A 24,214-nucleotide genomic window follows, 5' to 3' on the forward strand; every position below is an offset into this window, starting at 1 on the left:
ACGCCGCTGCCAAGGCTCCGTTTTTGGAGATCGGCGGCCAATGGTTCAGTTTCGGCGGGGTTTGGGCACATCCCGCTCAAATCGGCCGATTTAACGGATTATTATGCTGCAATGCGAAGAGCTAAATACTGCTATGCAATGACATGCATAGACATTGGCATCTGGTATACATAGATTGCCCTTCGAAATGAGACAGCACTGCTGACCGTCTCAAGAAAGGGATTTCCGATGTCCAAGACCGCTTCCGTCGCTCTCGCGCCCTCCTCCTCGCTGTTCGCCCGCCTGATGGCCACGATCGACCGCCTCCTGATGGCGAGCGCCAAGATCTCGAATCACAACGGCGACCTGCCGCGCTTCGGCCTCTAAGCCGGCCCCCTCCCGCGCCGCCGCGCACCGGCACGGTTTTAGATCGGTTCGCATACTACTTTTGATGAATGGCCCCGGATGACGGGGCCATTTCTACTTGTGCTGTCCTGAGTCACAGCCGCAACCGGGCAAGGTCCTGCGGCATTTGCGCACGGTGGCCGGACCAGCGCTTGAAGCTTGGCATAATGCATACAAGAATGCCGTTCCAGCGCTCGCAGAAAAATGAGAGGCGCCACGGGAGGCTTTATGACGGACATGGTGCAAGCAACCGCCCCGACAGCCGCGCGCGTTAGCGACACGTATCGCTGGGCGCAATTGGCAGTCGGTGTCGCGGCGATGGTGATGATCGCCAACTACCAATACGGCTGGACGTTCTTCGTCCCCGACATCCAGAAGAAATTCGGCTGGGATCGTGCGTCGATCCAATGGGCCTTTACGCTGTTCGTACTGTTCGAGACCTGGCTCGTCCCGATCGAAGGATGGTTCGTCGACAAATACGGCCCGCGCCTCGTCGTGCTGGTCGGCGGCGTGCTCTGCGCCATCGGCTGGGCCATCAACGCGCAGGCGACCACGCTCAACGGCTACTATCTCGGCATGATCATCGCAGGCATCGGCGCCGGCGGCGTCTACGGCACCTGCGTCGGCAACGCCTTGAAGTGGTTTCCGGACAAGCGCGGTCTTGCCGCGGGCATCACGGCCGCTGGCTTCGGTGCAGGCTCTGCGCTGACCGTCGCGCCGATCCAGGCCATGATCAAGGACAGCGGTTTCCAGACCACCTTCCTCTATTTCGGCCTCGGACAAGGCATCATCATCTGCATCCTCGCCTTCTTCCTGCTGGCGCCGAAGGCGGGCCAGGTGCCGAACATCGTGGCGAACGCCAATCTGCTGCAGACCCGCCGCAACTACCAGCCGACCGAGGTGCTGCGTCAGCCCATCTTCTGGCTGATGTACTTCATGTTTGTGATCGTCGGCGCCGGCGGCCTGATGGTGACGGCCAATCTGAAGCCGATCGCGGCCGACTGGAAGGTCGACAACGTGCCGGTCACGCTGATGGCGGTGACGATGACCGCGGTGACCTTCGCGGCCACGATCGACCGCGTGCTCAACGGGCTGACGCGTCCGTTCTTCGGCTGGATCTCCGACATGATCGGCCGCGAGAACACGATGTTCATCGCCTTCGGCATGGAAGGTATCGGCATCTGGATGCTCTACCTCTGGGGCCACGATCCGCTCTGGTTCGTGCTTCTCTCGGGCTTCGTGTTCTTCGCCTGGGGTGAGATCTACTCGCTGTTCCCGTCGACCTGCACCGACACGTTCGGCGCCAAGTTCGCGACCACCAATGCCGGCCTGCTCTACACCGCGAAGGGTACGGCCGCGCTGCTGGTCCCGATCGGCAACTACATGCAGCAGTCGTCAGGCAGTTGGGACAACGTGTTCATCATCGCGGCCGGTGCCAATATCCTGGCCTCGGCGCTGGCGATCGCGGTGCTCAAGCCCTGGCGCAAGGTCGTGGTCGCGCAATCGACCGTCTGAAGCACTCCAAGAGCGCTTCTCGCGCAAAACGCCCGGCCTTCGCGGCCGGGCGTTTTCGTTGTGCGCGATGTTTTTCATGAACCCGCCGTTCCGAACGGAACTCCGCATATTTTGTCAGCGGCGCGTCAAGTTAGGGCTTGCAATCTGGGATATGGTATACCAAGCTTGCGATCGCGCTTGCGACGATAAGCCACAATATTGCGACATCAGGTCATCTTGCGACCGGTGTCGAACCAGACAGGCGCTCGGGAGGTTTTTGATGATTTCCAGCACCGATGGCGCTGTCACGGCCGCGCCTCTCCGCACAGGTTTCCGTTGGCTCCAGCTGGTCATGGGCATCGTCTGCATGGCGATGATCGCCAATCTGCAATATGGCTGGACGCTGTTCGTCGATCCGATCGATCACGCGCACCACTGGGGACGCGCCGCGATCCAGCTCGCTTTCACCATCTTCGTCGTCACCGAAACCTGGCTGGTGCCGATCGAGGCCTGGTTCGTCGACAAATACGGCCCGCGCATCGTCATCATGTTCGGCGGCGTCATGATCGCGCTGTCGTGGATTCTCAACTCCTATGCCGATAGCCTCACTTTGCTCTACGCGGCCGCGATCATCGGCGGCATGGGCGCGGGCGCGGTGTACGGCACCTGCGTCGGCAACGCGCTGAAATGGTTTCCCGATCGCCGGGGCCTTGCCGCCGGTGCGACCGCCGCCGGCTTCGGGGCGGGCGCCGCGCTCACCGTCGTGCCGATCGCGACCATGATCGCAACGAGCGGCTATCAGCACGCGTTCCTCACCTTCGGCATCGGCCAGGGCGTGATCGTCTTCGTGCTCGCCTTCTTCATCCAGCCGCCGCGGATCTCGATCCCGCCGAAGAAGAAGCAGCTCAATCTGCCGCAAACCAAGATCGACTTCACCCCGCCCCAGGTGCTGCGCGCCCCTATTTTCTGGGTGATGTATCTCGTTTTCGTCATGGTCGCCTCGGGCGGCCTGATGACCGCGGCGCAGATCGCCCCGATCGCGCACGACTTCAAGATCGCCGACACGCCGGTCACGCTCGCCGGCTTCCAGATGGCGGCATTGACGTTCGCGATCTCGCTCGACCGCATCTTCGACGGTTTCGGACGGCCCTTCTTCGGCTTCGTCTCCGACACGATCGGCCGCGAGCACACCATGTTCATCGCCTTCGGCACCGCCGCGCTGATGCTGCTGACGCTGTCGGCCTATGGCCACGTGCCGGTCGTCTTCGTGCTCGCCACCGCGGTCTATTTCGGCGTGTTCGGCGAGATCTACTCGCTGTTCCCGGCGACCTGCGGCGACACCTTCGGCTCGAAGTTCGCAACCACCAACAACGGGATGCTCTACACGGCGAAGGGGACGGCGTCCCTGCTCGTTCCGCTCGCCAGCGTGATCTCGGCCACGTATGGCTGGAAGGCCGTGTTCGTGGTCGCGGTGGCCTTGAACGCGACGGCGGCCCTGATGGCGCTGTTCGTGATCAAGCCGATGCGCCGCTCCTTCATCCTCGGCAAGGAAGCCGAGAGCGCCAACGCCGCGACGGGAAACGCCAAGACCGAGACGGCATAACGAACACGCACCTCGCACGGGTGAGACAGGGGCGCAGCGATGCGCCCCTTTTGTTTTTGGCTCACGGCAAACGTCAGCATTACTGCCGCAAGATTTTTCGGATCAGCCAAATCGAAGGCTTGACGATTGGCATTATGTATACCACACTTGCCGCATCATTCACCCAGGGAGGTTGCAATGCTGGTCGGAGACATTCTGCGCAAGAAGACACCGCGCGTTGTCACGGTGCGAATGAACGAAACGGTGGGTATCGCCGCCAAGCTGATGCGCGCCAACAATATCAGCGCACTGGTGGTGAAGGACGTGGTCCGCTCCGAGGGTAACACCGCGGTCGGCATGTTCACCGAGCGCGACGTCGTGCGCGCCGTCGCCGAGCACGGCGCCAATGCCGTCAACGTCAAGGTCTCGCAGCTCGTCTCGGTGCAGCAGCTCGTGTCCTGCACGTCGGGCGACACGATCGAGCACGTCCGCCATCTCATGAACCGGAATCACATCCGGCACCTGCCCGTCATCGACGACTACAGTCTCGTCTCGGTCATCAGCATGCGCGACATCGCATCCTTCATGGACGAAGCGATCAACGGCACGCCGCAAGCAGCTTAAAGCGTCTCACTTCCCCTGCGACTACCGTCCCCGGCTCGGACCTTCCGAGCCGGACCGGATCTTTCGTCCCGAAATCCGGCTTCCGCTGCTTCGCGAGGATTCCATGAAGATCTGCATCTACGGCGCCGGCGCAATCGGCGGATATCTCGGGGTTCAGCTCGCGCGCGCGGGCGCCGACGTCAGCCTGGTCGCACGTGGCGCGCACCTTGCCGCGATGCGCGAGCGCGGCCTGACCCTGCTCGCGGGCGAGGAGAAGCACACCGTGCATCCCCGCTGCACCGACGATCCGGCCGAGCTCGGCGTGCAGGACTACATCATCATCACGCTGAAGGCGCACTCGATCACCGGCGTGATCGAGACGATGCAGCCGCTGCTCGGACCCCACACCCGCATCGTCACCGCCGTCAACGGCATCCCCTATTGGTACTTCTACAAGCACGGCGGCCAATACGAGAATTCGACGCTGGAGAGCATCGACCCCGGCGGACGGCAGTGGCGCGAAATAGGCGCCGCGCGCGCCATCGGCTGCATCGTCTATCCCGCCACCGAGATCGAAGCGCCCGGCGTGATCCGTCACGTCTACGGCAACAACTTTCCGCTCGGCGAGCCCTCGGGCGAGACCACCCCGGACGTGCAGCGCCTCGCCGATCTCTTCGTCGCCGCCGGGCTGAAAGCGCCGGTGCTCGACCGCATCCGCGACGAGATCTGGCTCAAGCTGTGGGGCAATGTCTGCTTCAACCCGATCAGCGCACTCACCCATGCAACACTCGACGTGATCTGCACCGATCCGGCCACCCGCGCGCTGTCGCGCGCGATCATGATGGAGACGCAAGGCATCGCCGAGACGTTCGGCGTCAGATTCCGCGTCGACGTCGAGCGCCGCATCGAAGGCGCCCGCAAGGTCGGCGCGCACAAGACCTCGATGCTCCAGGATCTGGAGCGCGGCCGCCCGATGGAGATCGACCCGCTCGTCACCGTCGTGCAGGAGATGGGCCGCCTCACCGGCGTCGCCACCCCCGCGCTCGATTCCGTGCTGGCGATGGTGACCCAGCGCGCCCGCATTGCCGGTCTCTACGATGGCATCTCGACGCCATCAGATCCGCGCGCGCTGGCGGTGGCATGATGGCTGGCGAGATCAAACAATGGCTTCGCTTCCGCAAGAGCGGTGCGACCGGCTTCGGCACGCTGAATTCGTCAGGCATCAGCGTGCATGAGGGCGAGATGTTCGGCCGCCATGCAGCCACCGGCAAGACGCTGGCGCTGTCGGAGGTCGAACTGCTCGCGCCCTGCGTGCCCAGCAAGATCGTCGCGCTCTGGAACAATTTTCATGCGCTCGCGGCCAAGCTCAACCAGCCCGAGCCGCCGGAGCCGCTCTACCTCCTGAAGGCCACCACCAGCATCACGACACCCGGCGCGGTGATCCGCCGCCCCTCTTACTACGACGGCAAGACCACCTATGAAGGCGAGCTCGGCATCGTCATCGGCAAGACGTGCGCCCGGGTGTCGCCGGCGGAAGCGGGCAGCTTCATCTTCGGCTACACCTGCGTCAACGACATCACCGCCAACGACATCCTGACCAGCGATCCCACTTTCCCGCAATGGGCGCGGGCCAAGGGCATCGACGATTATGGCCCGTTCGGCCCCGTCATCGCCACCGGTCTCGATCCGGCCAGGCTGGTGGTGCGCACCATCCTCAACGGCGCGGAGCGGCAGAACTATCCGATATCGGACATGATCTTCACCGCGCAGGAGCTGGTCAGCAGGATCTCCCACGACATGACCCTGCTCCCCGGCGACCTCATTGCCGTCGGCACCTCGGTCGGCGTCGGCGTGATGAAAGAGCCGGTGAACACGGTAACCGTCGCGATCGACGGCATCGGCGAGCTGACCAATGAGTTTCGGCTGTAGCCACCAACGCGGTGCGGTAGCCCGGATGGAGCGAAGCGAAATCCGGGGCCGGCTCTCAAGGCTAGCAGAACCCGGATTGCGCTTCGCTCCATCCAGGCTACGGAACACTCCGTCCAACCTTTGAAAACCCCGGCGACCCACTTCCCCTCCACCGATCGGCTGACGCATTCAGCCGTGGATCGTGGGACCGGACCTCTCCGGCAAGCCCCCGCCGCCCTTGATCTCGGTTCCGCTCTCCAATAGCAATTATGGCGATAATGTGTGCCGGCGTGAGGAAGTCACGATGTGGCTGTTTTTCCTGGTTGCCTGGTTGGTTCTGCTCACCGCCGTCGCGATCTTCGCCCAACAGGCGCTCGGTTACGATATCGGCCACCTGCCCGCCTGGTTCGGAGGCCTGCCTGTCCCGCAGCGGTTTGCGACCGGCGCGATCCTGGCGCTGGCGCTGGCACTGATCGGCGCCTCCGCCTGGCGGCTCTCGCGCCAGGACCGGCGCCTCGACACATTGCGCGACCGCCTCAAGAAGACCCGCGAGGACGTCGTCGTCGCCCACGCCCTGCAGAACCACCTCGACGCCACCGTCCAGCACCTGATCGAGAGCGATCCCCGGGAGGCCGTCTCCGCTCTCCACGACAAGCTGGGCGAGACCGAGCAGCGCGCCCTGCTCCAGCGGGGCCGCAACGAATCCACCGACATGCACGACCAGCTCGCCGAAATCCGCCGCCGCCAGCAGGAGCTGCGCGACATGGTCGGCAAGGTCGCCGAGCAGCGTCGCGCCGTCGAGCCGGTTTTCACCGAGATTCGCGACCGCCAGAACCAGCTCGAACGCTCGCTGCACGACCTCGAGACTGACGACCGCAAGAACAACCTCGCCGACAGGCTGAAGGATATCGCGCGCGACGTGTCGATGCTGCTGTCGCGGGTCGGCACGGTCCAGAACACCTTTGCGACCCTGAACCAGTACAAGGAAGATCTGGCGAAGTCCCACGCCGAGCTGGTGCCACTGCGCGCGTCGGATGCCGGCCTCAATGCCTTGATCGGCGAGCTGAGCCTCGGTCATGAGCGCCTCGCCAAGAGCGTCGACGAGCTCGAAACCGGCGGCGAAGTCCCTCTCGGCGCCCGCGTCGAGACCCTGTCGAAGAACAAGATCGAGATCGAGCAGCGCCTGGCCCGCATCGACGACAGCTTCCACATCCTGAAAGGCATCGGGCTCGACTTCGAAGAGCTCGGCCAGCGCCAGGCTCAGCTCGACCGTTCGCTCGCCGGTGTCGAGACCGACGCCGACGGCAAGACGCTTGTCGACCGCCAGAATGCGCTGAACGATTTTGTTCTCCAGTCACGCCAGCGCCTCGGCGCGTTACAGGAGACGCTGGCGACGCTGAACGCCTTCAAGACGGAGCTGTCGAAGTCGCAGGCCGACCTCGTCCCGCTGAAGGCCCCCGTGTTCGGCATCGAGGCCCTGATCGCGGATGTCGGGACCACGCGCGATCTCCTCGCCAAAACCGTCGGCGAGATCGAGGCGAACGGCGACGTCACCCTCGCCTCGCGCGTCGACGCGCTGACCAGGAGCAAGCGCGAGGTCGAAGACCGCATCGCCCGCATCTTCGACAATTTCAACGCGCTCGACGGCTTGCGAAAAGACATCGGCGGCATCTTCTCGACGATCCGGAACAGCCTGAACCGGATCGGGTGAGAAGCTCCCCACTTGCCCGTGCTTCGAGACGAATGGAGCACGAGGGCATTTCCGTGTTGCACGGCTCGTGATACAATCTTGGCGGGAATATTTCGGCTTCCGTTTTTTCGACCCTCATTTCCATCGCCGGCGCCAAAAAGGCGACGCGGCGTCATTCATAATCGGAGGAAGACTCCATGGTCGCCAGGAAACACAAAGCGAAGACATCGAAAGCCAGAAAGGCAAAATCGGCAGTAAAGGTCAGGAAGGCCGCCGCCAAGTCCAGCAAGTCGAAGTCAGCGAGGTCCAAGACGGGCAAGTCCAAGACGGGCAAGTCCAAAACCAGCAACAAGTCAAAGACGACCAAGAAGACAAGCAAGACCAAGAAACCCAAGGCTGGTTCGTCCAAGACCAGCAAGAAGACCGGCACGTCCAAACCGAAACCGCCCAAACCGCCGGCCCCGAGCTTGCCGCCCGTTGTGACTTCGGCCGCTCCGTCAACCGCGGCACCGGGCGCGACGTCGGGCTTCCAGGTGGTTGGCACCAACGTCAATGCGCCGTTCTCGCTGAAGCTGCATCGTGGAGACGGCAAGACGCTGATCGCAATGAATTGGAAGGCCGGCCAGCCGCCGCAAGATTTCGTCGGCTTTGCGATCGAGTACCAGGAGCCCGGCGGCAAGCGGTTTTTTGCGCTGAACAACCGGCTCGGTTTTCTCGACGCCTCCGGCAACGTCAACCCCAAGAAGCTTTCGACCCTGCAATCGCCAATCCAGAAATTCCGCTGGGTGCATTTCCCCCGTAATGCCGAGCTGGTCGGAGACTTCATCTACCGCATCACACCTATGTCGATGGACGCCCAGGGCAAACTTAGCAAGGGCGAGGCACAACAGGCGGCGATCCAGCTCGCGCGCGAAACCTATCCCGGCGTCGCCAACGTCACGTTCACCCGCGGCTTCGTCTCCTCGCAGGCATTCGTCGATCGTTATCTGAAGCACGGCCCGATCAATACGCTGGTGGCGCCCGTCGCTGCCGGCGGGCTCAACTTCAAGCCGACGCATCCCGATGCGCAGGCCGCGCTGGCCTGGATGGGTTTTGAGGCGCGCGCTGCAATCCTGGAAACCCTCGATCAGGCTATCGCCGACGATGCCGAGGTCCGCATCGTCGCCTACGACTTCAATCTGCCGGAGATACTTGACCGCCTCGTGCAGCTCGGCCCATCGCTCAAGATCATCATCGACGACAGCGACCCGCATGGCGATGACGATTCCGCGGAGACCGCTGCGGAGAGCCTCCTGGTTGCCTCGGCCGGGCGCACGAACGTGCGGCGCCAGCATATGGGCAACCTCCAGCACAACAAGACGATCGCGGTGAACGGTCCCAACGTGAAGAAAGTGGTGTTCGGCTCGACCAACCTGTCCTGGCGCGGCTTCTACGTTCAGGCCAACAATGCTCTGGTGGTGACCGGTCAGAAGCCGGTCGACCTCGCCTTCGCGGCATTCGACAGCTACCTTGCCAGCAACAACGCCGTCGCGAGCTTCGGCGCAACGCCCTCCGCCGATTGGCAAGATCTCGGCCTTGCCGGCATCGATGCCAAGGTGGCGTTCTCGCCGCACAGCGCTGCCAACGCCAAGCTCGACAAGATCGGAGCCGATCTCAAGAGCGCGACATCGTCCGTGCTGTATTCGCTTGCCTTCCTGGCCCAGACGGGTGGCGCCGTGACCGACGCCATCGCCGACCTTACGGCCGACAGCACGATCTTTGTCTACGGCATATCCGACAAGGAAGTTGGCGGCATCGAGGTGCAGAACCCGGACGGAAACGTCACGCCAGTGTTTGCCGCCGAGCTCAGCCACAACGTGCCGGAGCCCTTCAAGTCGGAGCCGACCGGCGGCACCGGCACGCGCATGCACCACAAGTTCACCGTGATCGACTTCGACAAGCCGGCAGCACGGGTCTATCTGGGATCCTACAATTTCTCCAAACCCGCCGATCGCCAGAACGGCGAGAATCTCCTGGTCATCAGGGACCGGCGCATCGCCGTGTCCTACATGATCGAGGCGCTCAGCCTGTTCGACCATTACTCATTCCGGGTGGCTGTAAAGAAGGCCAACGAAAAGGGGAAGAAGCTGCATCTGGCGCGGCCACCGGCCCAAGACGAAAAGCCGTGGTTTGAAGACGACTTCGCCGTCGGGTACAAGATCAAGGATCGGCTGCTATTCTCCTGAGCGGTGTGGACGTCGCCGGATGGGTCAAGCGAAGCGAAACCCGTCCGGGCAAGGTCTGCGGCGCCGCTGGTATCGCGCACCGCCGACCATCCAGTACACATCACATCTCCGCGCGCCCGGCAGATGCCGCCAACATGTCTCGCGGATGCCGCACTGTGGTCGCATTCGGCCGCCCTTCTGTGAGGCGTGTCTGGGGGCACGGCGGTGCCGTGTTTGGACCAAACCTTCTAGGGGTATGACTGTGAAGAAGATTGTATTTGTCGTGGGTGCTACGCTTGCTCTGGTGACGGTTGCGAATGCTGCGGATCTGCCGCGCCGCCAGCCGGTTCCCGTCTATTCGGAGCAGGCGCCGATCGGCAAGATGCCGATTGGCAAGAGCCCGGTTGGAAAGGCCCCGATCGGCAAGGCGCCCGGCCCGGTCGCGGCGCGCTACTGACGCGCCAGCGAAATACGCGCAGAAGCAAGCGTAGACTCTGCGTGAGTGGCCGACAGTCGAGGGGCATAGCGTGACGAACAAACCTGATCGATCGGGACCCTGCATCCTTGCGGGATTTGCGCTCGCGGCCATGCTCGCGTGTACGACACCTTCGGCCTCTGCCCACGAAGCGAACAAGCGCGTTGCCGACGCAAACGCGCTTGCCACGGCCGACACCGTATCACGGCCGACGCCATCGACACGGCGCGCGGTCGCGCGCGCGGAGAAAGGTCCGTACTACGTCGATTTCCGCGCCCGCACGGCAGCGAGCTGGGGCCACGCTTTCGTCTGGTACGGCAAGACCAGCGAGCGCGCCGTCGAGGTGGCAGGGCTCACGCCCGCCGGCGACACCTGGGCCTATGTGCTCGGTCATCTCACCTGGGTGCCGGCGGAGACCGGTGCGAGCTACGGCGATCTCGACCCGGACTATCTGACCGCGAGCTACCGCGTCTATTTGAACGAAGCCGACGCCAAGCGCGTGTTTGCCTATATCAAGAAATTGCAGGCGAACTCGCCGGTCTGGAACGCCGAGACCACCAATTGCACCGGCTTCATCGGCGACATCGCGGAGTACATGGGATTGAAGGTCCCCTACCGCTGGCAGCGCCCGGAAAACTTCGTCAACAGCCTCAAGGAAATGAACGGCGGCCGCCAGATGGTGCGGCTGTCGACGGAGTAGCTGAAGTCCTCTTGCCCGTCGGGCAAAACACCCGCACAAACTTCCCACCCCGCCTGTCAATCCCCGCCCGTCAAAATATTCCGCTTTACCGAAATTCGGATTTGTCGTACGTACGCGATACCCTGACCCGGGACAAGGGGCGGATCGCGATCGTCACGAACCGCGGGTTGGGCAGCGATGGACGCGACGGCGCCGGGCGCGGCGAGCCTTGCAGGGCGGGAAACCGTGAGCACAGGCTTTCTCGCCTACGACACGGCGCCGACAGCGTCTTCGCATGGCTTCGGGTGTGAGCACACGCCAGCACTCGAAGCGACATGCGAAGACGTGCGCGGACGAACAAGTCGTGTGGTCCTGACGCCCGGGGTCTGTGCGTCAAGTCCTGCAGTGATGTGGCGGCCCAACCGGGCGCGCGCATCAGTCATCTGCAGGACGACGGGGGCAATAGTGCATCGCTCCCCGAGGAGAGCACGAAGGACACGTTAAAACCATCGCGCAGGGAAGGCCGGGCGATCCGGCGAACCTGTGGTCCACCCCGTGTGCATTCCTTTGGCGCACGGACTTGCGGGTGTCAGCCGGCGCCCGGCCTTCCCTGCGCCCTTGTCACGACGAGGGTGATACGACCAGGCAAAGCTCGGGCGGAATGCGCCGCGGGGATGCGAAGGCGCGCCTTGTGACGGAAATGCAAGTTGATGGTCCGAAAGCTCTCATCCTCCGCCGGTGTTGAAGCAGCGGCGCACAAAAACCCTCGCGCCATCCCGGTGCTACCACCTCAATTATCCGCCCTGCGGAATCCCCCCACTCCCCGCATGATCGCCCCGCCTCCACCGCACGCCGGCGCAATAGACTTTTCCCGACCCGGGCGGCATCCTGCCGCCATCAAACGATAACAGAGCGCCACACAGGCGGAGGAAACAGATCATGCTGCAGACCCGGTTCACCAAGCTCGTCGGTGTCGAGCACCCGATCGTCCAGGGCGGCATGCAATGGGTCGGGCGCGCCGAGCTGGTCGCCGCCGTCGCCAATGCCGGAGCGCTCGGCTTCATCACGGCGCTGACCCAGCCGACACCGGAAGACCTCAGGAAGGAGATCGCCCGCTGCCGCGATCTCACCGACAAGCCGTTTGGGGTCAACCTCACCATCCTGCCCGCGATCAAGCCGCCGCCTTACGCCGAATATCGCGCCGCCATCATCGAGAGCGGCATCAAGGTGGTCGAAACCGCCGGCAACAAGCCGCAGGAGCATGTCGACGAGTTCAGGAAGCACGGCGTCAAGGTTGTGCACAAATGCACCAGCGTCCGTCACGGGCTCTCGGCCGAGCGCATGGGCGTCGACGCCATCTCGATCGACGGGTTCGAATGCGCCGGCCATCCAGGCGAGGACGACACCCCCGGCCTGATCCTGATCCCGGCCGCCGCCAACAAGATCAAGATTCCGATGATCGCCTCCGGCGGCTTTGCCGACGCCCGCGGCCTCGTCGCCGCACTGGCGCTGGGCGCCGAAGGCATCAACATGGGCACCCGCTTCATGGCGACCAAGGAGAGCCCCATTCATCAGCTCATCAAGGAGAAGATCGTCGCCAATGACGAGCGCGAGACCGAGCTGATCTTCCGCACCATGCGCAACACCTCCCGTGTCGCCAGGAACGAGATCTCGACCAAGGTCGTCGCGATGGAGAAGGAAGGCGCCAAGTTCGAGGACATCCGCGAGCTCGTCGCGGGCGCCCGCGGCAAGATGGTCTACGCGACCGGCAACTCGGACGAAGGCATCTGGTCGGCGGGCCAGGTCCAGGGCCTGATCCAGGACATCCCGACCTGCGCCGAACTGATCTCCCGCATCGTGCGCGAAGCGGAGGCCATCATCCGCAGCCGGCTCGAAGGCATGATCGTTCATCCGACAGCGCAGGCTGCGGAATAATCACTGCAAGAAGCGAGAGCAATACATGAAGGCTTATGTCTACGGCCCTGGCGGCGCTGTAATTTCCGACGTCGCTCAACCAAAGCCTGAAGGCACGCAGGTGCTGGTCCGGGTCCGCGCCTGCGGCCTCAATCGCGCCGACACCGGCATGCGCAAGGGCCACGCCCATGGCGCGGCCGGCGGCGCCGGCACCGTGCTCGGCATGGAATGGGCCGGCGAGGTCGCCGAGCTCGGACCGGATGCCAAGGGCGTCAAGGTCGGTGACCGCATCATGGGTTCGGGCAGCGCGGCGTTTGCCGAATACACGCTGGCCGATCACGGCCGGCTGTTCCGCGCGCCCTCGAACATGAACTTCGAGGATGCCGCCACCCTGCCCGTCGCGCTCGCGACCATGCACAACGCCGTCGTCACCATCGGCGGCGTGCAGCCCGGGCAGGCCGTGCTGATCCAGGGCGCAAGCTCCGGCGTCGGCCTGATGGCGATGCAGATTGCGAAGCTCAAGGGCGCGAGACTCGTGATCGGCTCCTCGACCGATGCCACTCGCCGCGGCCGGCTGAAGGAGTATGGCGCCGACCTCGCGGTCGACTCCTCCGATCCGAAATGGGTCGACGAGGTGCTGAAGGCGACGAACGGCGAAGGTGTCGACCTCATCGTCGACCAGGTCTCGGGCCAAGTCGCCAACCAGAACCTCGCGGCGACCAAGGTCAAGGGTCGTATCGTCAATGTCGGCCGGCTCGGCGGCACCCATGCCGATTTCAACTTCGACCTGCACGCGGCGCGCCGCATCGACTATGTCGGCGTCACCTTCCGCACCCGCACCATCGCGGAGGTCCGTGAGATCTTCGACGAGGTCAAGAAGGACATCTGGGGCGCGGTCGAGTCGCGAAAACTGCAGCTGCCGATCGACAAGGTGTTTGCCTTCGACGATATCGACAAGGCATTCGAGCACATGGAGGCGAACAAGCACCTCGGGAAGATCGTTGTGACGGTGTGAGGGGGCGGCAGCGGAGCAAGAGCTGTAGGTCCCACTCCCTCCGCTCGTCATGGCCGGGCTTGACCCGGCCATCCACGTCGTTCCCGCGATTGAGAAAGATCGTGGATGCCCGGGACCCGACTACGCCAAGGCTTCGCCGGGCACTCGATCTTGAGCCGGCGAAGCTTCAGCGAAGACGGCGAGCCCGGGCATGACGGAGTTGGAGGCCCCCGCTCCTGCAACTCACTAGCGTCTACAGCTGTGGATCGTTGCTTGATGTTCGCCCCTGGGCTGCTAAATCCCCCGCCATGAGCTCCCAACACAACAAGACCTCGGTCGCAGCGATCTCGATCTTCGCCAGTGGCGGCATGGCGGCGGCCAAGTTCGCGGTCGGGATAGCGATCGGCTCGCTGGCGCTGATCTCCGAGGCGCTGCATTCCTCGATCGACCTCGTCGCCACCATCATCACTTGGGCGGTGGTGCGGGTGTCCGACAAGCCGGCGGACGAGGAGCATCATTACGGCCACGGCAAGCTCGAAAGCGTCTCGGCACTGGGCGTCACCGCCCTGCTCTATGTGCTCGCCGGCGGCATCCTGGTCGAGTCCTACAGCCGGCTGCGGGAGGGAACCGCGCCGCCGACTATTTCGGCCGTGCCTTTCGTGGTGCTGGTGATCGACATCGTCGTCAATCTCTGGCGCGCCCGTGCCCTGCACCGTGCCGCCCGGGAGACCAGGAGCCAGGCGCTCGCCGCCGACGCGCTGCATTTCGCCTCCGACGTGATGGGCTCGTTCGCCGTTATCATAGGCCTGATCCTCGCCGGCCTCGGCTTCTGGTGGGGCGACGCGGCGGCCGCCGCCGCGGTGGCCGTGATGATCGCCCTGCTCGGTCTGCGCATGGCCGGCTCGACGGTGCAGACGCTGGTCGACCGCGCCCCGGAAGGCGCGCATGAGACGGCCACGGCCGCGATCCGCAGCGTGCCGGGTGTGATCGACGTCGAGCGACTCCGCGTGCGCATGGTCGGGGCAACCACATTTATCGACACGATCGCAAAGGTGCCCCGGACTTATCCCATCGACCGGGTCGAGGACATCAAGCGCAATGCGCAAGCAGCCGTCGAGAAGGCCTTCGGCGATGCCGACCTCACCTTCACCGCGGTCCCCGTGGCGCGCGACAACGAGACCGTGCGCGACCGCATCATGGTCATCGCCCACAATTCGGGCCTCGCCGTCCACCACGTCACGGTGCACGATCTCGGCGCCAAGCTGATCGTCAGCATCGACCTCGAGGTCGACGCCGGGATGCAGCTCGACGCCGCCCATGACGTCGCCAACACGCTGGAACGCAACATCCAGGAAGAGTTCGGCGCGGACGTCGAAGTCGACGTCCACATCGAGCCGCTGGAACCGGAACTGCCGTTCGGGGTCGACGCCGCGTCGGAACGGGTGCGGGCCATTGCCGCCGCGCTGACGGAATATGCCGCCGGCAGCGAGATCCACGACATCCACAATGTCCGCGTCCGCAACACCGATGCCGGCGAGATCGTCAACTTCCACTGCCGCGCCGAGCCTTCGATGAGCGTGATCAAGGTGCACGAGCATGTCGACGCGATCGAGCGCGCATTGCGGCGCGCGTTCCCGAGCGTGAAGCGCGTCATTAGTCACGCCGAACCGCCGCGCGCGTGACAGAGAATGTGCGAGGAGTCACACGTTCTCGTTTCGGACTCGCCGCGCACGTAGGTTTGCGGACGCGCGACGCGCAAACTGCGCGTTGGATAAGAATAAATTCGCGTTAACGATTCGTTGACTCTCGACAGCCCGCGAAATCTGGATTCAAATCGATCATGATTCGGAAGCGATGTGGGGCTGCTTCCGAACTCAAGTTGCAAGCAGGTTTCCAGGGGGCTTTAGGCATGTCGCGTGCAGACGCCGCGAACGCGTGCGTCCAATCCGATTCGATCAAGGGATTGGCGCAATCGATCGCGAAACCTGCCTATCATCGGCTCCTGATCGCGGAGCCAGCGCTGCGCCGTGCCGTGCCGACGCTCATCATCGCGTTCCTGATCACGATCTGCCTCGGCGCGTTCGTGCAGGTCGTCGACCAGACACGCCAGAAGCGGCTGGTCATCCGACACGACATCTCGGCGCTCGCCGACCTGCTCGCCGAGCGTATCGACCGCCTCACCTCCGGGCGACAGGAGCGGCTGAAGAACATCGAGAGCCTGCCGGCGCTGCTGCCCGATCTCATTCCATCCTGGGGCACCGCCTCGGGCCGCCACGTCATCGTCACGTCGGCCGGACTCGACCGCCGCATCCTCGCCCGCATCCCGATCGACAGCGATCCCTCGGGCAACGACCGCCTGCTCGACGCAATCACGACGGCGCAACTGCTGGCGGCGCCGCCGCGCGACGACAATATCTCCGACATGACCCTGCCGAACGGCAACGCCGCAATGGCGACCTCGCGGCAGATCAAGTCGCTGCCCGGCTTCGTGACCGTGATCCAGGAGCGTAACGAGCCGATCTGGGGTTCGGACGCCGCGTTGTCAGTGACGCTGTCGGCCACTACCGGCTTCGTGGTCCTGATCCTCGGCTTCGCCTTCCATTGGCAGTCCACCCGTGCCCGCGAGGGCGATTTGATCAACGACGCCGTGCGCGGCCGCATCGACACCGCGCTCAACCGCGGCCGCTGCGGGCTGTGGGACTGGGACCTGTCACGCGGCCGCATCTTCTGGTCACAGTCGATGTTTTCGATGCTCGGCCTCGACGGCCGCAACGAGCTCCTCACCTTCGGCGAGGTCAACGCGCTGGTGAAGTCCGACGACATCGACCTGTTCGAGATCGCCGACCAGCTCATCTCCGAGAAGATCGACCACATCGACCAGACCTTCCGCATGCAGCATGTCGACGGCCACTGGATCTGGCTCCGCGTCCGCTGCGAAAAGACCAGTGGCGCGACCGACTCCAGCGTTCACCTGATCGGGATCGCCGTCGACATCACCGAGCAGAAGAGCCTCGCCGAGCGGACCGTGGAAGCCGATTTGCGCCTGCGCGACGCGATCGAGACCATTCCCGAAGCCTTCGTGCTGTGGGACGCGAGCGACCGCCTGGTGCTCTGCAATTCGCACTTCCAGCGCCTGCACAAACTGCCCGACAGCGCCGTCATCCCCGGCACCTCCTACGAGACCGTGCTCGAGGTCGGCCGCATGCCCGAGGTCCGCACCCGGCACAACGAGACTGCGAGCCAGGGCCCCGGCGCGCGCACCTTCGAGGCGCAGCTCGACGACGGCAGCTGGCTGCACATCAGCGAGCGCCGCACCAAGGACGGCGGCTACGTCTCGGTCGGCACCGATATCACCCGCATCAAGGAGCACGAGCAGAAGCTGGTCGACAACGATCTACGCCTGCGCGCTACCGTCATCGACCTCAAGCGCTCGCAGGCAGCCCTGGAGCGCCAGGCGGGCGAACTCGCCGATCTCGCCGAGAAGTACCAGCGCGAGAAGACCCGCGCCGAGGAAGCCAACCAGACCAAGTCGAAATTCCTCGCCAATATGAGCCACGAGCTGCGCACGCCGCTGAACGCGATCATCGGCTTCTCCGAGATCATGGGCTCGGGCATGTTCGGCGAACTCGGCTCGGAGAAGTACCAGGAATACTGCCACGACATCCTGACCAGCGGGCATTACCTGCTCGAAGTCATCAACGACATCCTCGACATGTCCAAGATCGAGGCTGGCCGCATGAAGCTCGACATGGAAGAGCTCGACCTGGCGCAGACGCTGGCCGAATCCCTGCGGGTCGTCACCGGCCGGGCACAGGACAAGCACCTGACGCTCGACGCCGACATCGCAAAATCGATCTCCGTCGTCGCCGACCGCCGCGCCACCAAGCAGATCATCGTCAATTTGCTCTCCAACGCCGTGAAGTTCACGCCCGACGGCGGACGCATCGTGGTGCGCAGCCGACAGCTCGACGACAGGATCGTGCTGATGATCGCCGACACCGGCATCGGCATCGCGCCGCATTCGCTGGCGCGGCTCGGCCGCCCGTTCGAGCAGGTCGAGAGCCAGCTCACCAAGACCTATCACGGCTCGGGACTGGGGCTGGCGATCGCCCGCTCGCTGGCGCAGCTCCATGGCGGCTCGATGCGGCTGCGCTCCAAGCTGGAGGTCGGCACCGTCGTGCGCGTCACCCTGCCCCGCGACGCGATCAAGGCGGCGTCCGGAATATCGGCCGCGGCCTGATGGCTACGATTGCAGCGACGGCGCGACTTCCCGCGCGACATTGACCAGCGCCGCGATCAGCGGCGTCATCGGATCACGCTGCGGGATCACCATGCCGATGCTGTAATTGACATCGGGATCGGTGATCGGGATCGAGCGCACAGTATCGGAAAGGCCGAGCGTCTCGGCGAGCTTGGCCGGCATCACGCTGGCCCAGCGTCCCGTCTTCACATGCGTGAACAGCACGAGCAGCGAATTCGAGGTCAAGGTCGGCGTCGCCTCGGCGCCGACCGAACGTAACGCGCGGTCGATGATGCGACGGTTCTGCATGTCGGGCGTCAGCAGGCACAGCGGCACCTGCCCTACCTCCTTCCAGGTCACCGTCTCGCGATCACCGAACATTCCATCCGGCGAGGTGAGCAGACGATAGCTCTCGCTGTAGAGCGGGATGGTGCGCACCTTGCCGATCGGCTCGTTCTCGATATAGGTCAGCCCTGCATCCACCTCGAGATTCTCGAGCAGCCCCAGCACCTCGGACGAGGTGGTGGACTGGATGCGGAAGCGCACCTCGGGATGCCTGGCGCGGAACGGCGTCGTCAGCGCGGCGACCATGCCGAGCACGGTCGGGATCGCGGCAATACGGATCTCGCCGGAGAGCTGATGCTTCAGCCCGTTGATCTCGTCACGCATCGCGCGCGCATCACCCACGATCCGCCGCGCCCAATCGAGCGCCCGCTCGCCTTCCGGCGTAAAACCCTGGAAGCGGGAGCCGCGCTGGACCAGCATGACGCCGAGGATCTCCTCGAGCTGCTTCAGCCCGGTCGACATTGTCGGCTGCGTCACACCGCACACCTCGGCGGCCCGGCCGAAATGCCGCTCCTTCGCCAGCGCCAGCAGCAGTTCAAGCTTATCGAGCAACCGTTCATCCCCTCGGATCGTGTGGTGGCATACAAGCTAGCATGGCCTTCCCCCTTCCAACACGCAAAAACCGCATGGCGGACGGCTCCAATCGCAATTTCAAATCGAGTGATTGCCATCGCAAATCGATCTGAATCCGCAATCGCAGCATGAGACAGCTTTATTGATCTTCGAACGATTCCAAATAGTTTGCGATCAGCAGACGCTCTGGTCGAGAACGAAGAATGACAACGGTTTACGAGCCTTGGGACGAAACGCGCGGGGCCGAGATTATCGCCGAACACAGCAAGCAGGAAGGCGCGACGCTGGTCATCCTGCACGCGCTCCAGGAGGCGTTCGGCTACGTGCCGGTGGCAGCCATTCCCATGGTGGCGCAAGCGCTCAATCTGTCCCGCGCCGAAGTGCATGGCGTGTTCACGTTCTACCATGATTTCCGCCACAAGCCGGCCGGCCGCCATGTGCTGAAACTCTGCCGCGCGGAGGCCTGTCAGGCGGCGGGCGGTGACGCGCTGGCTGCGCGTGCGGAGGCGAAGCTCGGCGTGTCGCTCGGCCACACCACCGCCGATGACCGCGTCACCCTGGAGCCGATCTACTGCCTCGGACTGTGCGCAACAGCGCCGTCCGCGATGCTCGACGGCCGGCTTATCGGCCGGCTCGACGAAAAGCGCATCGATGCTCTCGTTGCGCAGGTGCAGCGATGAGCATCCGTCTATATGTCTCTCGCGATGCGGGTGCGCTTGCGGTCGGCGCCGACGAGGTCGCGCTGGCACTGGAGCAGGCTGCAGCCAAGCGTGGCATTGCCGTCGAGATCGTCAGGACCGGCTCGCGCGGCCTGTACTGGCTCGAGCCGCTGGTCGAGGTCGCGACGCCGCAGGGCCGGATCGCGTTCGGCCCTGTGACCGAGACCGATGTGCCCTCCCTGCTCGACGCGCTCGCGAGCAATACGCAGCATCTGCTGCGGCTCGGGGCCACGGACGAGATCCCCTGGCTCAAGCGCCAGACCCGCCTCACCTTCGCGCGCTGCGGCGTGATCGACCCGCGCTCGCTCGACGACTACCGCACCCATGGCGGCTACAAGGGCCTCGAACGCGCGCTGTCGCTCGGCTCGGAAGCCATCCTCAATGAAGTGACGGCGTCCGGCCTGCGCGGCCGCGGCGGCGCCGGCTTCCCGACCGGCATCAAGTGGAAGACGGTCGCGCAGGCGAAAGCGGATCGCAAGTTCATCGTCTGCAACGCCGACGAAGGCGACAGCGGCACCTTCGCCGACCGCATGATCATGGAAGGCGATCCCTTCCTCGTCATCGAGGGCATGACGACCGCCGGCATCACCGTCGGCGCGACCAAGGGCTACATCTACATCCGCAGCGAATATCCGCACGCGGTCGAGGCGATGAACGCGGCCATCCAGGCTGCGAAGCGCGACGACTATCTCGGCGCGAACATCGGCGGCTCCACGCACAGCTTCGATCTCGAGGTCCGCGTCGGCGCCGGCGCTTACGTTTGCGGCGAAGAGACCTCGCTGCTGGAAAGCCTCGAAGGCCGCCGCGGCCTCGTGCGCGCAAAGCCGCCACTGCCCGCGCATCACGGCCTGTTCGGCAAGCCGACCGTCATCAACAACGTGCTGTCGTTCGCCGCAATCCCCTTCATCCTGGCCGAAGGCGCCAAGGCCTATGCCGATTTCGGCATGGGTCGCTCGCGCGGTACGATGCCGATTCAGCTCGCCGGCAACATCCGCCGCGGCGGGCTGTTCGAGACCGCGTTTGGCGTCACGCTCGGCGAGCTCGTCGACGACATCGGCGGCGGCACGTTCACGGGCCGTCCGATCCGCGCGGTGCAGGTCGGCGGCCCCTTGGGCGCCTACTTCCCGCGCGCGCTGTTCGACACGCCGTTCGACTACGAGGCCTTCGCCGCGCGCGACGGCCTGATCGGCCATGGCGGCATCGTCGTGTTCGACGACAGCGTCGACATGCGCAAGCAGGCGCGTTTCGCCATGGAATTCTGCGCCATCGAATCCTGCGGCAAGTGCACGCCGTGCCGGATCGGTTCGACCCGCGGCGTCGAGACCATCGAGAAGATCATCAACGGCGAACGCGTGAACGAAAATCTCGCACTCGTCGAAGACCTCTGCAACACCATGAAATTCGGCTCGCTCTGCGCGCTCGGCGGCTTCACGCCCTACCCCGTGCTCAGCGCATTGAAGCACTTCCGGGAGGATTTCGTCCCGGCCCCGACCACGCTTCAGGCCGCGGAATAGGAGAACGACAATGTCTCTGATCGAAGAAATCGACTTCGGTACGCCGCGCTCGAAATCGGAAACGATGGTGACGCTGACCATCGACGGCAACCAGGTCACGGTGCCCGAGGGCACCTCGATCATGCGGGCGGCGATGGACGCCGGCCATCAGATACCGAAACTCTGCGCGACCGACATGGTCGACGCATTCGGCTCGTGCAGGCTTTGCGTCGTCGAAATCGAGGGCCGCGCCGGCACGCCGGCCTCCTGTACCACGCCTGTCATGTCCGGCCTGATCGTGCACACCCAGAGCGAACGGCTCAAGAAGCTGCGCAAGGGCGTGATGGAGCTCTACATCTCCGACCATCCGCTCGACTGCCTCACCTGCGGTGCCAACGGCGATTGCGAGTTGCAGGACATGGCCGGCGCCGTGGGCCTGCGCGACGTGCGTTACGGCTATGAAGGCGAGAACCACGTCTTCGCCAAGACGCCTGGCAAGTCCAATGGCGAGATCAACGCCGCCTGGATGCCGAAGGACGATTCCAACCCGTACTTCACCTACGATCCCTCCAAGTGCATTGTCTGCTCGCGCTGCGTCCGCGCCTGCGAGGAGGTGCAAGGCACCTTCGCGCTCACGATCTCCGGCCGCGGCTTCGACAGCCGCGTCTCGCCCGGCATGAGCGAGAGCTTCCTCGGCTCCGAATGCGTCTCCTGCGGCGCCTGCGTGCAGGCCTGCCCGACCGCCACACTGACCGAGAAATCCGTGATCGAGATCGGCCAGCCCGAACACTCGGTCGTCACCACCTGCGCCTATTGCGGCGTCGGCTGCGCCTTCAAGGCTGAGATGCGCGGCGAGGAAGTCGTCCGCATGGTGCCGTACAAGGACGGCAAGGCCAATCGCGGCCATTCCTGCGTCAAGGGCCGCTTCGCCTGGGGCTACACCAACCACAGGGAACGCATCCTCAACCCGATGATCCGCGAGCGGATCGAGGATCCCTGGCGCGAAGTGTCATGGGACGAGGCATTCTCGTTTGCCGCCGACAGGATGCGCGGCATCCAGAAGAAATACGGCCGCGATGCCATCGGTGGCATCACGTCGTCCCGCTGCACCAATGAAGAGACCTATCTGGTGCAGAAGCTGATCCGCGCCGGCTTCGGCAACAACAATGTCGACACCTGCGCGCGCGTCTGCCACTCCCCGACCGGCTATGGCCTCTCGACCACGTTCGGTACCTCTGCCGGCACGCAGGATTTCGACTCGGTCGAGCACACCGACGTCGTCGTCATCATCGGTGCCAACCCCGCTTCGGCCCACCCGGTGTTCGCCTCCCGCCTGAAGAAGCGGCTGCGCCAAGGCGCCAAGCTGATCGTGATCGATCCGCGCCGCACCGAGATGGTCGAATCGCCGCATGTGAAGGCGCTCCACCTGCCGCTGATGCCCGGCACCAACGTCGCGGTCATGACGGCACTGGCGCATGTGATCGTCACCGAAGGCCTTGCCAACGAAGCTTTCGTACGCGAGCGCTGCGACTGGAGCGAATTCGAGGAATGGGCGGCGTTCGTCGCCCAACCAAACAACAGCCCGGAATCCACCGCCATCCTCACCGGCGTCGATCCGAACGATCTGCGCGAAGCAGCGCGCGTCTACGCCACCGGCGGCAACGGCGCGATCTATTATGGTCTCGGCGTCACCGAGCACAGCCAGGGCTCGACCACCGTGATCGCGATCGCCAACCTCGCGATGGCCACGGGCAATATCGGTCGTCCCGGTGTCGGCGTGAACCCGCTACGCGGCCAGAACAACGTGCAGGGCTCCTGCGACATGGGCTCGTTCCCGCACGAGCTCCCCGGCTACCGCCACATCTCGGGCGATGCCGTGCGGGACCAGTTCGAGGCGCTGTGGAACGTCAAGCTCAACCCCGAGCCGGGCCTGCGCATTCCCAACATGTTCGACGCCGCGGTGGACGGCACGTTCATGGGGATCTACGTGCAGGGCGAGGACATCCTGCAATCCGATCCCAACACCAAGCATGTGGTAGCAGCACTAGCGGCGATGGAATGCGTCATCGTCCACGACCTCTTCCTGAACGAGACCGCGAACTACGCCCATGTGTTCCTGCCGGGCTCCAGCTTCCTCGAGAAGGACGGCACCTTCACCAACGCCGAGCGCCGCATCCAGCGCGTCCGCAAGTTGATGACGCCGAAGAACGGCCTCGCCGACTGGGAAGTCACCATCGGCCTCGCCAGGGCCATGGGCTTCGAGATGACTTACAGCCATCCTTCCGAGATCATGGACGAGATCGCGGCGCTGACCCCGACCTTCGCCGGCGTCTCCTATGCCAAGCTCGACGAGCTCGGCTCGGTGCAGTGGCCCTGCAACGACAAGGCGCCCGAGGGCACGCCGGTGATGCATATCGACGGCTTCGTCCGCGGCAAGGGCAAGTTCGTCGTCACCGAATATGTCGCGACCGACGAACGCACCGGCCCGCGCTATCCGCTGCTGCTCACCACAGGCCGCATCCTCAGCCAGTACAATGTCGGCGCACAGACCCGGCGCACCGAGAACGTGGTCTGGCATGCCGAGGATCGGCTGGAGATCCATCCGCACGATGCCGAACAGCGCGGCGTGCGCGATGGGGACTGGGTGCGGCTGAAGAGCCGCGCCGGCGAGACCACGCTGCGTGCGGAGATCACCGATCGCGTCGCGCCGGGCGTCGTCTACACCACCTTCCACCATCCGGACACCCAGGCCAACGTCATCACGACCGACTATTCGGACTGGGCGACCAACTGCCCCGAATACAAGGTCACGGCGGTGCAGATATCGCCGTCGAACGGCCCGTCCGACTGGCAGAAGGCCTACGGCGCGCAGGCGCGGCATTCCCGCCGCATCGCGCCGGCCGAGGCTGCGGAGTAG

The 24,214-nt window shown here is 64.5% G+C and carries 19 protein-coding genes; 17 read left to right on the forward strand and 2 right to left on the reverse strand.

The window, feature by feature from the left end:
* Positions 1–228: 228 nt before the first annotated feature.
* From AC0L2J_RS07130 to AC0L2J_RS07160, 7 genes are all read left to right on the forward strand, one after another.
* Entirely contained in the window at positions 229–366 is a 138-nt protein-coding gene (locus AC0L2J_RS07130; RefSeq protein ID WP_007608347.1) for a hypothetical protein, read from the forward strand.
* Between the two features lie 246 nt (positions 367–612).
* The gene (gene oxlT / locus AC0L2J_RS07135) at positions 613–1,899 is read left to right on the forward strand and encodes an oxalate/formate MFS antiporter (RefSeq protein WP_007608346.1); all 1,287 of its coding nucleotides are present in this window, start codon (positions 613–615) and stop codon (positions 1,897–1,899) included.
* 259 nt (positions 1,900–2,158) lie between these two features.
* A complete protein-coding gene (oxlT, locus tag AC0L2J_RS07140; protein WP_007608345.1) occupies positions 2,159–3,481 on the forward strand; it encodes an oxalate/formate MFS antiporter in 1,323 nt (440 codons plus the stop codon).
* A 177-nt stretch (positions 3,482–3,658) separates the two neighbouring features.
* On the forward strand, positions 3,659–4,084 hold the full coding sequence (locus AC0L2J_RS07145) for a CBS domain-containing protein (RefSeq protein WP_063993034.1): 426 nt from the start codon (positions 3,659–3,661) through the stop codon (positions 4,082–4,084).
* Between the two features lie 103 nt (positions 4,085–4,187).
* Positions 4,188–5,207: a 2-dehydropantoate 2-reductase gene (locus tag AC0L2J_RS07150; RefSeq protein WP_473388144.1), complete on the forward strand. Its 1,020-nt coding sequence runs from the start codon at positions 4,188–4,190 to the stop codon at positions 5,205–5,207.
* Positions 5,204–5,992: a fumarylacetoacetate hydrolase family protein gene (locus tag AC0L2J_RS07155; protein WP_473388147.1), complete on the forward strand. Its 789-nt coding sequence runs from the start codon at positions 5,204–5,206 to the stop codon at positions 5,990–5,992. Before AC0L2J_RS07150 ends, AC0L2J_RS07155 begins: the two co-directional genes overlap by 4 nt.
* Positions 5,993–6,275: 283 nt before the next feature.
* Positions 6,276–7,682 carry a hypothetical protein gene (locus AC0L2J_RS07160; protein WP_473388150.1) on the forward strand — a complete coding sequence of 469 codons (1,407 nt, stop codon included), beginning with the start codon at positions 6,276–6,278 and terminating at the stop codon, positions 7,680–7,682.
* Between the two features lie 151 nt (positions 7,683–7,833).
* On the opposite strand, the gene AC0L2J_RS07165 is transcribed toward AC0L2J_RS07160, so the two are convergent.
* Positions 7,834–8,214 carry a hypothetical protein gene (locus tag AC0L2J_RS07165; protein ID WP_473388153.1) on the reverse strand — a complete coding sequence of 127 codons (381 nt, stop codon included), beginning with the start codon at positions 8,212–8,214 and terminating at the stop codon, positions 7,834–7,836.
* On the opposite strand from AC0L2J_RS07165, the gene AC0L2J_RS07170 reads away from it, so the two are divergent.
* The 7 genes from AC0L2J_RS07170 to AC0L2J_RS07200 all read left to right on the forward strand — a co-directional run bounded on the left by AC0L2J_RS07170 (position 8,195) and on the right by AC0L2J_RS07200 (position 18,167).
* Complete coding sequence (locus tag AC0L2J_RS07170; RefSeq protein ID WP_473388157.1) at positions 8,195–9,886, forward strand: phospholipase D-like domain-containing protein; 1,692 nt, start codon at positions 8,195–8,197, stop codon at positions 9,884–9,886. The genes AC0L2J_RS07165 and AC0L2J_RS07170 overlap by 20 nt on opposite strands.
* 235 nt (positions 9,887–10,121) lie before the next feature.
* Entirely contained in the window at positions 10,122–10,322 is a 201-nt protein-coding gene (locus AC0L2J_RS07175; RefSeq protein WP_007608336.1) for a hypothetical protein, read from the forward strand.
* Positions 10,323–10,392: 70 nt separating this feature from the next.
* On the forward strand, positions 10,393–11,040 hold the full coding sequence (locus tag AC0L2J_RS07180; RefSeq protein WP_473388161.1) for a hypothetical protein: 648 nt from the start codon (positions 10,393–10,395) through the stop codon (positions 11,038–11,040).
* A gap of 918 nt (positions 11,041–11,958) precedes the next feature.
* Complete coding sequence (locus tag AC0L2J_RS07185; RefSeq protein ID WP_007593350.1) at positions 11,959–12,954, forward strand: NAD(P)H-dependent flavin oxidoreductase; 996 nt, start codon at positions 11,959–11,961, stop codon at positions 12,952–12,954.
* A gap of 25 nt (positions 12,955–12,979) precedes the next feature.
* Positions 12,980–13,948 carry a quinone oxidoreductase family protein gene (locus tag AC0L2J_RS07190; protein WP_473388165.1) on the forward strand — a complete coding sequence of 323 codons (969 nt, stop codon included), beginning with the start codon at positions 12,980–12,982 and terminating at the stop codon, positions 13,946–13,948.
* Positions 13,949–14,235: 287 nt separating this feature from the next.
* On the forward strand, positions 14,236–15,609 hold the full coding sequence (locus tag AC0L2J_RS07195; RefSeq protein WP_063993041.1) for a cation-efflux pump: 1,374 nt from the start codon (positions 14,236–14,238) through the stop codon (positions 15,607–15,609).
* Between the two features lie 227 nt (positions 15,610–15,836).
* On the forward strand, positions 15,837–18,167 hold the full coding sequence (locus AC0L2J_RS07200; protein WP_063993042.1) for a PAS domain-containing sensor histidine kinase: 2,331 nt from the start codon (positions 15,837–15,839) through the stop codon (positions 18,165–18,167).
* A 3-nt stretch (positions 18,168–18,170) separates the two neighbouring features.
* On the opposite strand, the gene AC0L2J_RS07205 is transcribed toward AC0L2J_RS07200, so the two are convergent.
* On the reverse strand, positions 18,171–19,064 hold the full coding sequence (locus AC0L2J_RS07205; RefSeq protein ID WP_007608327.1) for a LysR family transcriptional regulator: 894 nt from the start codon (positions 19,062–19,064) through the stop codon (positions 18,171–18,173).
* Between the two features lie 224 nt (positions 19,065–19,288).
* Between AC0L2J_RS07205 and AC0L2J_RS07210 the strand changes: the two genes are divergently transcribed.
* Genes AC0L2J_RS07210 through fdhF form a run of 3 tightly spaced genes read left to right on the forward strand, consistent with a single transcriptional unit; the run spans position 19,289 to position 24,214 of the window.
* Complete coding sequence (locus AC0L2J_RS07210; RefSeq protein ID WP_007608325.1) at positions 19,289–19,765, forward strand: formate dehydrogenase subunit gamma; 477 nt, start codon at positions 19,289–19,291, stop codon at positions 19,763–19,765.
* A complete protein-coding gene (locus AC0L2J_RS07215; RefSeq protein ID WP_007608322.1) occupies positions 19,762–21,318 on the forward strand; it encodes a formate dehydrogenase beta subunit in 1,557 nt (518 codons plus the stop codon). Before AC0L2J_RS07210 ends, AC0L2J_RS07215 begins: the two co-directional genes overlap by 4 nt.
* 10 nt (positions 21,319–21,328) lie before the next feature.
* Positions 21,329–24,214, forward strand: coding sequence for a formate dehydrogenase subunit alpha (gene fdhF / locus AC0L2J_RS07220; protein WP_007608321.1), 2,886 nt, complete (start codon positions 21,329–21,331; stop codon positions 24,212–24,214).

The organism is Bradyrhizobium sp. MV1.5 (assembly GCF_055807615.1).